At 71.2% G+C, this 11,008-nt stretch carries 9 protein-coding genes; 3 read left to right on the forward strand and 6 right to left on the reverse strand.

Annotated elements, in window-relative coordinates:
• Positions 1 to 259: 259 nt before the first annotated feature.
• Together RM704_RS34285 and RM704_RS34290 are read right to left on the reverse strand one after the other, a co-directional pair.
• The gene (locus RM704_RS34285) at positions 260 to 1,450 is read right to left on the reverse strand and encodes a lipid-transfer protein (RefSeq protein WP_033532643.1); all 1,191 of its coding nucleotides are present in this window, start codon (positions 1,448 to 1,450) and stop codon (positions 260 to 262) included.
• The gene (locus RM704_RS34290) at positions 1,447 to 1,872 is read right to left on the reverse strand and encodes a Zn-ribbon domain-containing OB-fold protein (RefSeq protein ID WP_033532496.1); all 426 of its coding nucleotides are present in this window, start codon (positions 1,870 to 1,872) and stop codon (positions 1,447 to 1,449) included. The genes RM704_RS34285 and RM704_RS34290 overlap by 4 nt, the downstream gene beginning before the upstream one ends.
• Before the next feature lie 258 nt (positions 1,873 to 2,130).
• On the opposite strand from RM704_RS34290, the gene RM704_RS34295 reads away from it, so the two are divergent.
• Positions 2,131 to 2,667, forward strand: a complete 537-nt coding sequence (locus RM704_RS34295; protein ID WP_033532495.1) for an NUDIX domain-containing protein — start codon at positions 2,131 to 2,133, stop codon at positions 2,665 to 2,667.
• Between the two features lie 30 nt (positions 2,668 to 2,697).
• Here the strand turns inward: RM704_RS34295 and RM704_RS34300 are convergent, their stop codons facing one another.
• Entirely contained in the window at positions 2,698 to 5,064 is a 2,367-nt protein-coding gene (locus RM704_RS34300) for a glycoside hydrolase family 31 protein (protein ID WP_033532642.1), read from the reverse strand.
• A 214-nt stretch (positions 5,065 to 5,278) separates the two neighbouring features.
• Here RM704_RS34300 and RM704_RS34305 point away from each other — a divergent pair, with 214 nt between their 5' ends.
• Positions 5,279 to 7,246, forward strand: coding sequence for an acetoacetate--CoA ligase (locus tag RM704_RS34305; protein WP_033532494.1), 1,968 nt, complete (start codon positions 5,279 to 5,281; stop codon positions 7,244 to 7,246).
• A 79-nt stretch (positions 7,247 to 7,325) separates the two neighbouring features.
• Complete coding sequence (locus tag RM704_RS34310; protein ID WP_033532493.1) at positions 7,326 to 8,234, forward strand: DUF8829 domain-containing protein; 909 nt, start codon at positions 7,326 to 7,328, stop codon at positions 8,232 to 8,234.
• 62 nt (positions 8,235 to 8,296) lie between these two features.
• Here the strand turns inward: RM704_RS34310 and ptsP are convergent, their stop codons facing one another.
• The 3 genes from ptsP to RM704_RS34325 form a co-directional block, all read right to left on the reverse strand.
• Positions 8,297 to 9,967 carry a phosphoenolpyruvate--protein phosphotransferase gene (gene ptsP, locus RM704_RS34315; protein WP_033532492.1) on the reverse strand — a complete coding sequence of 557 codons (1,671 nt, stop codon included), beginning with the start codon at positions 9,965 to 9,967 and terminating at the stop codon, positions 8,297 to 8,299.
• 77 nt (positions 9,968 to 10,044) lie between these two features.
• Positions 10,045 to 10,494: a PTS sugar transporter subunit IIA gene (locus RM704_RS34320; RefSeq protein WP_033532491.1), complete on the reverse strand. Its 450-nt coding sequence runs from the start codon at positions 10,492 to 10,494 to the stop codon at positions 10,045 to 10,047.
• Positions 10,495 to 10,784: 290 nt separating this feature from the next.
• A partial coding sequence (locus RM704_RS34325; protein WP_311591885.1) for a hypothetical protein occupies positions 10,785 to 11,008 on the reverse strand: 224 nt, incomplete at its 5' end.

The following is an 11,008-nucleotide window of genomic DNA, read 5'->3' on the forward strand; positions in this document are numbered from 1 at the left end:
GCGGCGCGGTGCACAAAGACGCCCGAATCCGGCGATGCCGACCGACACCGGAAGTGTTCACCGGCACCCAGGGGGCGTCAAGGACAAGCACAACAACGGTTGAAGGCGCCTACCGGGCGCACACGTCGGCGCGAACAGCACGCCCCCGCACGGCGACCGCGCCCAGCGACGCAGTCGATCACGCAAGCGCGAGCACGGAGCCCCCACCCAGCCCTGGTCACCCAGCCGTGGTCACCCGACCGCGCGCACCGAAGCCCCCTCACCGAACCGCGATCACCGCGGACCCGTGCCCGAACAGGCCCTGGTTGGCGCTGATCCCCACCCGCGCCCCCTCGACCTGCCGATCGGTCGCCTCGCCCCGCAACTGCCGGACCAGCTCGCACACCTGGGCGATCGCCTGCGCCGGAACCGCCTCCCCGAACGAGGCCAACCCCCCACTGGAGTTCACCGGTGTCCGGCCGCCCGACGCCGTCACACCGTCCCGCAACAGCTTCGCGGCCTCGCCCTCACCGCACAGTCCCAGATCCTCGTACCACTGCAACTCCAGCGCGGTGGACAGGTCGTAGACCTCGGCGCACGAGAGATCCTCGGGCCCGACCCCCGCCTCCTCGTACGCCGCCCGCGCGATCGACGCCCGGAACGTCTCGTCCGGTGGCGGCACCGCGACCGACGAGTCCGTGGCGATGTCCGGCAGATCCAGCACCGTGTTGGGGTAGCGGGGCGTGACCGTGGACACCGCCCGTATCCGCACCGGCTCGGCCACCCCGTGCCGCCGTGCGAAATCCATGCTGGACAGCACGAGCGCCGCACCCCCGTCCGAGGTCGCACAGATGTCGAGCAGCCGCAGCGGATCGGCGACCACGGCCGAGGCCGCGACCTCCTCGGCGGTGACCCGCTTGCGATAGCGCGCGTACGGATTGAGCGCCCCCATCGCGGAGTTCTTCACCTTGACCCGCGCGAAGTCCTCCGGAGTGTCCCCGTGCACCGCCATCCGCCGTCGCGCGTACAGCCCGAAGTACGTCGGATTGGTGGCCCCGAGGACCCGGAACCGCAACCAGTCCGGATCGTCCGCCCGATCCCCGCCCGCCGGCCGGAAGAACCCCTTCGGAGCCGAGTCCGCACCCACCACCAGCACCACGTCCGCGAGACCGGCGAGGATCTGGGCCCGCGCCGTGCCCACCGCCTGCGCCCCGGACGCACAGGCCGCGTACACGCTCGTGACCCGGGCCCCCTGCCAGCCCAGCGCCCTCGCGAAGGTCGCCCCCGCCACATAGCCCGGATAACCGCCTCGCACCGTGTCCGCGCCGACGACCGAGCCGACGTCCCGCCAGTCGAGCCCCGCGTCGGCCAGCGCCGCACGCGCGGCCACCGTCCCGTACTCGACGAAACTCCTGCCCCACTTGCCCCACGGGTGCATGCCCGCGCCCAGCACCGCCACCTCGCCCGTCATACGGCCACCCCCGTCGGCCGCCACTGCCAGGTCGTCCAGGTCGTCTCCGCGTCCTCGTTCAGGACCCCCGGGACGACCTCCACCTCCATGCCCACCGCGAGGTCGGCGACGGTGATCCCGGGAACCGCCTGACCCAGCACCACCAGGCGTTCCTCGGCCAGTTCCACAGCGATCAACGCGTACGGCTCCCACGGAAGTTCCGGATCGGACACATAGGGCGACGGAGGCCGGTACCGGCCGTCCGTGTACGACCAGACCCGGCCCCGGCGCGACAGCGGGACCTCGCGCAGCTCACCGCCCGGACAGCCCGGATTGCGACAGAAGACGTCCTCACGGGGGAAGAACACCGAGGCACACGCCGAACAGCGCGTGCCGAGGAGCCGAAACTGCTCGCCCTCCCCGGTGAACCAGCCCGCGACCACAGGTGTGCGACTCCGCGACAAGGTTCCTCCCGGCGCATCAGATCTGATGGTCCGTCAGGAGTCTGGCACGGCCATCCCGAATTGGGCAGGCCCCGGGAGAACCAACGAGCCCCGCCCGGCGTCGGAGTATCGGGAGGGCCGGCCGGGGCCCACGGGGGTGGTTCCGGCCGGCCCTCACCCATGCCGACGGGCCCGCCGTGTGGCGCATTGAGCCGCCCCGACGAGACGACCAGCAGATGATCGGATACAGTCCGCCGCGTGTCCGCGAATCAACACCCAACCGCCAACTTCGCACCCGACTCGCATTGTTCGAGCTGCGGAGCGCCCTACGGAGAGGGCGTGTCCGGCTGGCCCCGCACCTGCGAGGCCTGCCACACAGTGGCCTACCGCAATCCGCTCCCCGTCGCGGTGGCCCTCCAGCCCGTGTACGACACCAAGGGCACCGCCCTCGTCGTGATCACACGGACCATCGCTCCCGCGCGCGGGGGCACCGCCCTGCCCGGCGGCTTCATCGACCACCGGGAGGACTGGCGGCACGCCGTCGTCCGTGAACTCAAGGAGGAGACGGGCATCTGCGTGGCCGACCGCGACGTACGCCTCGCCGACGCCATGAGCTCGCCCGCAGGTCATCTCCTGCTCTTCGGGCTCCTGCCGGAGCGCCCGGCCTCGGGCCTCCCGACGCCCGTCCCCACCGACGAGACGGAGGGCTGGCACCTGCTGCGCAGGCCCACCGAACTCGCCTTCCCCCTGCACACCCTGGCCGTCCAGGCGTTCTTCGACGGCCGCTACATCTGAGCCGAAGCCACACCTGAGCCGTACCCGGGCTCACTCCCGGTCGAGCCCGCGTACCCGCACGGGATACCCGGGCTCGACCGGCCCCTCGTCCCCCTCCCGTTCCACGACCAGCCGCGGCCCCTCCCAACGCGCCGTGTACCGCTCGACCTCCGGCTCGTCCCAGCCGTCGCCCGCGTCCGGCACCACGAGCCCGCCCCCCGTCCGCCCGGGCGCGGGTGCCCACACCTCCAGCTCCAGGCCGCCGTCGGCGCCCCGGACCGGCATCACGGCACCCGCGCGCGCGAGCACCGGGACACGCGACAGCGGCGCCTCCAGCAGGACCGTCCCCGGCCCCTCGTACGCCCGCCCGGTCGCCGTGTCGTACCAACGGCCCCGCGGCAGCTGCACCGCACGCCGGTCCACCCCCGGATCCAGCACCGGCGCCACCAGCAGACAGTCACCGAGGAGAAACGCGTCCTCGCAGTCGCGCAGCGTCCGGTCCTCGGGCGCACCCCACCACAACGGGCGCACATAGGGCGCCCCCGTACGACGCGCCAGATGGGCCAGCGTCATGAAGTAGGGCGACAGCCGCCGCCGCTCGACGAGCGCCACGCGCGCGTGCTCGACGATCTCGTCCCCGAACTCCCACGGCTCCCGCCGCCCCGCCCGCAGACTCGCGTGCGTACGGAACAGCGGCAGGTACGCGCCGAGCTGGAACCACCGCAGATACAGCTCCGGCGACGGACTCCCGTCGAACCCGCCCACGTCCGGCCCCGAGTACGGCACCCCGCACAGCCCCAGCCCCATCACCAGCGAGAGCGACGCCCGCAGCCCCGGCCAGCCCGTCGCCACATCCCCGGACCACGTCCCGCCGTAGCGCTGCATACCGGCCCACCCGGAGCGCGAGAAGACGAACGGCCGCTCCTCGGGCACCAGTTCACGCAGCCCCTCGTACCCGGCGCGGGCCATGCAGAGCGCGTACACGTTGTGCGCCTCGCGGTGATCACCACCCCGGCCCTCCAGATCGTGCCGGGCCGACCGGGGCAGCGTGTTCTCCCCGAACGCCGTGAACGACGTCGGCTCGTTCATGTCGTGCCAGAACCCCGCGAAGCCCTGCGCCAGGCGCTCCTCGTAGAGACCACCCCACCACACGCGCGTACGCGCGCGCGTGAAGTCCGGAAAGACCGACGTCCCGGGCCACACCAGCCCCTCCACGACCTTCCCGCCGACATCCCGCACGAACGCGTCCTCGGCCGTCCCGCTGTCGTACACCGCGTCGCCCGGCCGCGCGCCGACCGCCGCGTCGACGATCGACACCAGCCGGATCCCCTCCCGCCGCAACTCGTCGGCGAGCACCGACAGCTTCGGGAAGTTCTCCGTGTCGACCGTGAAGACCCGGTGGGAGTCGTAGTGGTCGATGTCCAGATGGACCGCGTCGAGCGGCAGACCGTGCTCCCGGTAGCCCGCGACGATCCGCCGCACCTCCTGCTCGCTCCCGAAGCCCCAGCGCGCGTGATGATGGCCCAGCGCCCACGCGGGCGGCAGCGCCGGAGCCCCCGTCAGAGCGGCCCACGCGTGCAGCACGCGCGCGGGGGTGCCCACCATCACCCAACAGCGCAGCGGTCCGCCGTCCATGCGCAGCTCGGACGTCCCGGCCCGGTCGTGCCCGGACCCGGCGCCCTCCTCGCCCTCGCGCAGCGTCACCGTGCCGTCCCACGTGGTGTCGTGGAACACCAGATGCGTGGCCGCGTCCGCCACCACCATCTGCACCGGCATCGTGATGTACAGCGGATCGTCACCCGGCGCGAACGTATGACCGGGGTCCGTGTTCCACAGCCGATACGTCCCGTCCCGCAGCCGAGGACCCGACGCCCGTCCGCCCAGACCGAAGAACCGCGCGTCCGCCGACACCTCCGAGCGCTGGACCCACCGCGCCTCACCCCCACCCACCGGCTCCCACCACCGGGGCGGCAGATCACGCCGCAGGACCACCCCACCGGGCGTACGCACCTCCACGGCACCGTGCCGCGACACGACGACCGTCACGCGCTCGGCCACGACCCGCCAGGCGCCGTCCTTGTCCGGCTCCAGCACGACCCGCGGATCCGGCTCAGGACACCGGCCCGCCAGCGCGTACGACGGCTCCGGCCCGGCCCCGTCCCAGCCCCAGAAGAGCGCGCCGTGCACATCGACGGTGATCCGCAGCTCGGACCTGCTGAACCGGACGATCCCGCCGCCGGGCCCCGGCTCCACCCCCACCACCGGACCCGGCACCCTGGCACGCTCGGCACTCCTCGCCGGCAGAGCGGCGGCGTCGGCACGCCTCCTGCGCCATGCGGCCCGCACGGTGCGCAGCCCCTGAGCCGCCCCCGCCGAACCGATCGCTTTCACCGAACGCACCAGGTCACGACCGTCCATGTGGCTCACCATGCCACTGACCGGCCGCCTCGTGTGAACCGTTCAACTTCCGTTCACTCGGGGTGGTGCCACATGTTCACGTCGCGGTCCATCAGCGGCTCACCCTGGTGCGGAAGTCGATCACGTGGCATCGTCCGTGTCAGCCGCGTCATGCGCACACCCCTGCTCGTGCGCGTCCGACGCACACCATGCGCACAGTCCCGGGAGCCGCCCCATGACCTCAGCGAACCCCTCACCGCTCTGGCAACCCGACGCGGAACGCATCGCCCGGGCCCGGATCACCGCATTCCAGTCCTGGGCGGCCGCACATCACGGAGCCCCCGCCGAGGGCGGCTACCCGGCCCTGCACCGCTGGTCGGTCGACGAACTCGAAACGTTCTGGAGGGCCGTCACCGAGTGGTTCGACGTACGGTTCTCCACCCCCTACACGCGCGTGCTCGGTGATCGCACCATGCCCGGCGCCGAATGGTTCCCCGGCGCCACCCTCAACTACGCCGAACACGCCCTCCGCGCGACCGACGCCCGCGCCGAGGAACCGGCCCTCCTCCATGTCGACGAGACCCACGAACCACGACCGGTGACCTGGTCCGAACTGCGCCGCCAGGTCGGCTCCCTCTCCGCCGAACTGCGCGCCCTCGGCGTACACCCTGGGGACCGCGTCAGCGGCTACCTCCCGAACATCCCGCAGGCCGTCGTCGCCCTCCTCGCCACGGCCGCCGTGGGCGGCGTCTGGACCTCCTGCGCCCCGGACTTCGGCGCCCGCAGCGTCCTGGACCGCTTCCAGCAGGTCGAACCCGTCGTCCTGTTCACCGTCGACGGCTACCGCTACGGCGGCAAGGAGCACGACCGCCGCGACGTCGTCGCCGAACTCCGCCGCGAACTGCCCACCCTGCGCGCCGTGGTCCACATCCCCGTCCTCGGCACCGAAGCCCCCGAGGGCGCCCTGGAGTGGTCCGCCCTGACCTCCGCGGACGTGACGCCGACCTTCGAACAGGTCCCGTTCGACCACCCCCTGTGGGTGCTCTACTCCTCCGGCACCACCGGACTCCCCAAGGCCCTCGTGCAATCCCAGGGCGGCATCCTCGTCGAGCACCTCAAACAGCTCGGCCTGCACTGCGACCTCGGCCCCGAGGACCGCTTCTTCTGGTACACCTCCACCGGCTGGATGATGTGGAACTTCCTCGTCTCCGGCCTCCTCACCGGCACCACCGTCGTCCTGTACGACGGCAGCCCCGGCCACCCCGACACCGGGGCCCAGTGGCGCGTGGCCGAACGCACCGGCGCCACCCTCTTCGGCACCTCCGCCGCCTACGTCATGGCCTGCCGCAAAGCCGGCGTCCACCCGGGCCGCGACTACGACCTCTCCCGCGTCCAGTGCGTCGGCACCACCGGCTCCCCGCTCCCGCCCGACGGCTTCCGCTGGCTCCACGACGAAGTGCGCGAGGACCTGTGGATCGCCTCCGTCAGCGGCGGCACCGACGTGTGCTCCTGCTTCGCGGGAGCCGTCCCGACCCTCCCGGTCCACATCGGCGAACTCCAGGCCCCCGGCCTCGGCACCGACCTCCAGTCCTGGGACCCCAGCGGCAAACCCCTCGTCGACGAGGTCGGCGAACTGGTCGTCACCAACCCCATGCCGTCCATGCCGATCCACTTCTGGAACGACCCCGACGGCACCCGCTACCACGACAGCTACTTCGACACCTACCCCGGCGTCTGGCGCCACGGCGACTGGATCACACTCACCTCCCGAGGTTCCGTCGTGATCCACGGCCGCTCCGACTCCACGCTCAACCGCCAGGGCGTCCGCATGGGTTCGGCCGACATCTACGAAGCCGTCGAACGGCTCCCCGAGATCAAGGAGTCCCTCGTCATCGGCGTCGAACAGCCCGACGGCGGCTACTGGATGCCCCTGTTCGTCCAACTCGCCCCAGGAGCAACCCTCGACGAGGCCCTCCTCGCCCGCATCAAGCGGACCATCCGCGAACAGCTCTCACCCCGCCACGTCCCCGACGAGGTCATCGAGGTCCCGGGCGTCCCGCACACCCTCACCGGCAAGCGCATCGAGGTCCCCGTCAAACGACTCCTCCAGGGCACCCCGCTGGAAAAGGCCGTCAACCCCGGCTCCATCGACAACCTCGACCTCCTGCGCTTCTACGAGGACCTGGCCCGCGAACGAGCCTGATTCCCGCACGTGACCGCGTTGTCAGTGCCCTCGATTACTGTGAGTGAGCATTGATCGACCGTTCGCACAGGGGGAAGACATGGCACACACCAACCAGCAGAGCATGCGACGCGTCCTGCGCCGCGAGATCGCGGGCACCATCGGCCTGCTGGCCGACGAACACGACTTCACCGCGATGCGGCGCTACCGAAGCTTCGCCTTCGACGACCACACGACCTACCTCCGACAAGTGGAAGCCCTGCTCAGGACCCTCTCCGCGCAGGGCAACCACACCACGGTCGCCCTCTTCGACCCCGAGGAATACGCCGAGTTCTGCGCCGACACCGGCCTCGAACCCGACACCCCCTCCAGCCGCACCCGCTTCACCGCCGAGCTGGCCGCGACGGGTGCCGCCGTCCCGTACGAGGGACAGCCCCTCGCCGAACTCGTCCCCGACCTGATCGACGAAGCCGTCCGCCTCGCCACCTGGGAGTACGCCACCACACGCCTAGCCCAGATCGGCGACTGCGCCTCCTGCGGCGAGGACATCGGACGCGCGGCCTTCTCCCGCGCCATGCACCTGCTCAAGCGCATCCTCGACAGCGCCGGCCCGGGCGAACGCCACCTCGTCTGCAGCGTCTCGGCCGATCCCCAGGCACTGGCCTCCGTCCTCCACGCCGACCAGGACACCGAAGGAGCCACCCGGCTCGACGAGGCCGAAGCCCTGGAGTTCGCCACCGTCCTGGCCCTCGGCATGGCCACCCGAAGCCCGGGCGGACTCGTCATGCGCACCACCGCCCCGGACCGGACCGAGCGCGTCTACGGCTGGCGTCTGCGCGGCGACGACCTCCAACCCCTGACCGCGGGAGAGGTCTTCGACGCCTACTGCACGGACATGGAATCCGGAGACCTCGTCTCCCCGGAGTCCGGCGTCGACTACTGCACCCCGCCCGACCTCGGGGACGACCTCGGCAAGGAAGGCCCGGCCACCCACGGCCACACCCACTGAACGCGCGAGGGGCGCCCCACCCGAAGGTGAAGCGCCCCTCGAAGCCGACCGGTCGGCACCGGCTACTCGCCCGACAGCACCGCCTGCGCCGCGCCACGAGCCTCTTCGGCCGTGTCCGCCGCACGCGCGGCAGCAGCGGCCCGTTCGCACTGCGCCAGCGTGTACTTCGCCAAGGTCGCCCGCACATACGGAATCGACGCCGCACCCATGGACAGGGAGGTGACACCCAGACCGGTCAGCACACACGCGAGCAGCGGATCCGACGCCGCCTCACCGCAGACACCGCAGCTCTTGCCCTCGGCCTTCGCCGCCTCGGCGGACAGCGCCACGAGGTCGAGCAGCGCCGGCTGCCACGGGTCCTGCAGCCGCGACACCGCACCCACCTGCCGGTCGGCCGCGAACGTGTACTGCGCGAGGTCGTTCGTCCCCAGCGAAAGGAACTCGACCTCCTGCAAGATCGACCGCGCCCGCAGCGCCGCCGACGGGATCTCCACCATGGCGCCGAACTTGGCCCGCAGCCCCGCCTCGCGACAGGCGTCGGCGAACGCCTTGGCGTCCGTGCGGTCCGCGACCATCGGCGCCATGACCTCGAGGAAGACCGGCAGGCCTTCGGCGGCCTTCGCGAGCGCCGTCAGCTGCGTCCGCAGCACCTCGGGGTGATCGAGGAGCGTCCGCAGGCCACGCACACCGAGCGCCGGGTTCGGCTCGTCGGCCGGGGTGAGGAACTCCAGCGGCTTGTCGGCGCCGGCGTCGAGCACCCGCACGACCACACGCCCCTCGGGGAATGCCTCCAGCACCTTGCGGTACGCCTCGACCTGCTTCTCCTCGGACGGCGCCGCCTTGCTGTCGTCCAGGAAGAGGAACTCGGTCCGGAACAGACCGACTCCCTCGGCCCCGGCCTCCACGGCCGCCGGCACATCAGCGGGGCCACCCACATTGGCCAGCAGGGGAACCTTGTGCCCGTCGGAGGTCGCCCCGGGCCCGCTCGACGCGGCCAGCGCGGCCTTCCGCGCCGCCGCGGCGGCCTCCAGTTCGGCCTTCTTCTCCGCACTCGGGTTCACGAAGATCTCGCCGGTGCTGCCGTCCACCGCGATCACCGTGCCCTCGGCGAGCTCCCCGGCACCCGGCAGCGCGACGACGGCGGGCACCCCGAGCGCCCGCGCCAGAATCGCGCTGTGACTGGTCGGGCCACCCTCCTCGGTGACGAAACCGAGGACGAGCGTCGGGTCGAGCAGCGCCGTGTCCGCAGGCGCCAGATCACGAGCGATGAGGACGTAGGGCTCGTCGCTGTCCGGTACGCCCGGCATCGGAACCCCGAGCAGCCGGGCGACGATACGATTCCGCACATCGTCGAGGTCGGCCACGCGACCCGCGAGGTACTCGCCTGCCCCGGCCAATAGCGCCCGGTACGAGGCGAAGGCGTCGTAGACACCACGCTCCGCCGTGCTCCCCACGGCGATACGTCGCTCCACATCCGCCATCAGCTCCGGGTCCTGGGCCATCAGGGCCTGGGCCTCCAGCACGGCCTGGGCCTCACCTCCGGCCAGATTGCCGCGCGCCGTCAGATCGGCGGCCACCGCGTCCACGGCCTTACGGGCACGCCCCTGCTCGCGCTCCGCGTCCTCCGCCGGAATCTGCTTGGCGGGCGGCTCCAGCACCGCCGTTCCCATGTGCCGAACCTCGCCGATCGCCACACCGTGGCTCACACCGACGCCTCGCAGCGTTGTCTCCATCTCACCTGTCTCCGATAGTGCGGCGGATACCACCGCCGCGGTGGTTGTGGAACGTGCCGTCCGGTACGGCCTCGAGGTCACCGCCAGCCGAAGAGCGTGTCGCCGGCCTTCACCTCGCCGTCCTCGCTGAGCTCCGTGAGGGAGTCGGCCGTGGCCTCCAAGGCCACCACAGGGCAGATCGGCGACCGGCCCGCGGCCTCCACGGCTGCCGGGTTCCAGCGCACCACGGCCTGACCCCGTCGCACGGTGTCGCCCTTGTTCACGAGCAGCTCGAAGCCCTCACCGTTCAGCTGCACGGTGTCGATACCGAGGTGCGTCAGCACACCGTGCCCCTCGCCGTCCACCACGACGAACGCGTGCGGGTGCAGGGAGACGATGACCCCGTCTACGGGAGCGACGGCCTCCCCTGCCTCCCGCACGGGATCGATCGCCGTGCCGGGGCCGACCATCGCTCCCGAGAACACGGGATCCGGTACGGCGGCCAGTCCGATGGCGCGTCCTGCGAGAGGGGACGTCACGGTGGTCATGGGAAGCCTCCCAGGTGGAGATCTATGAGGACGCCGTCCCCGCTTGTCCCGGGACGGCGCGCTGAGCAGCAGGGTAGGTCAGATGAAGTACCCGTTCCGCACCATAGCTCCGCATTAGAGGTCTAGACCACCCCTCCAAGCGATTTGCACGGGCTCCGCGGCCCGATGTAGAGTCGTAGACCTGCCTCGGGGCGAGCGGCACTCTGTGTCCGACCCCGGCAGCATCGAACTCGTTCAGATCGTTGAGATCCTATCCCGGGATCGTCTTCTGCATGTCTGCAGGATGGTGGTCAGGGGGCCGGAAAAACACTGATAGAGTTTGAAACACCGAAGGGAAGCGCCCGGAGGAAAGCCCAGGGAATTACTTGGGTGAGTACAAAGGAAGCCTCCGTTCCTTGAGAACTCAACAGCGTGCCAAAAATCAACGCCAGATATGTTGATACCCCGTTCCCGGCCGGTCTTCGGTTGGGGCGAGGTTCCTTTGAAACAAACACAGCGAGGACGCTGTGAATCA

The sequence above is a fragment of the Streptomyces gottesmaniae genome (assembly GCF_031845845.1).
In the GTDB taxonomy this organism is placed as follows: Bacteria; Actinomycetota; Actinomycetes; order Streptomycetales; family Streptomycetaceae; genus Streptomyces; species Streptomyces akebiae.

What these genes read in the sequence shown, in the direction of transcription:
- RM704_RS34320 (WP_033532491.1), bottom strand. Translation starts at nt 10,494, where the DNA reads ATGACCACCGTGACGTCCCCTCTCGCAGGACGCGCCATCGGACTGGCC.
- RM704_RS34300 (WP_033532642.1), bottom strand. Translation starts at nt 5,064, where the DNA reads ATGGACGGTCGTGACCTGGTGCGTTCGGTGAAAGCGATCGGTTCGGCG.
- ptsP (WP_033532492.1), bottom strand. Translation starts at nt 9,967, where the DNA reads ATGGAGACAACGCTGCGAGGCGTCGGTGTGAGCCACGGTGTGGCGATC.
- RM704_RS34285 (WP_033532643.1), bottom strand. Translation starts at nt 1,450, where the DNA reads ATGACGGGCGAGGTGGCGGTGCTGGGCGCGGGCATGCACCCGTGGGGC.
- RM704_RS34310 (WP_033532493.1), top strand. Translation starts at nt 7,326, where the DNA reads ATGGCACACACCAACCAGCAGAGCATGCGACGCGTCCTGCGCCGCGAG.
- RM704_RS34305 (WP_033532494.1), top strand. Translation starts at nt 5,279, where the DNA reads ATGACCTCAGCGAACCCCTCACCGCTCTGGCAACCCGACGCGGAACGC.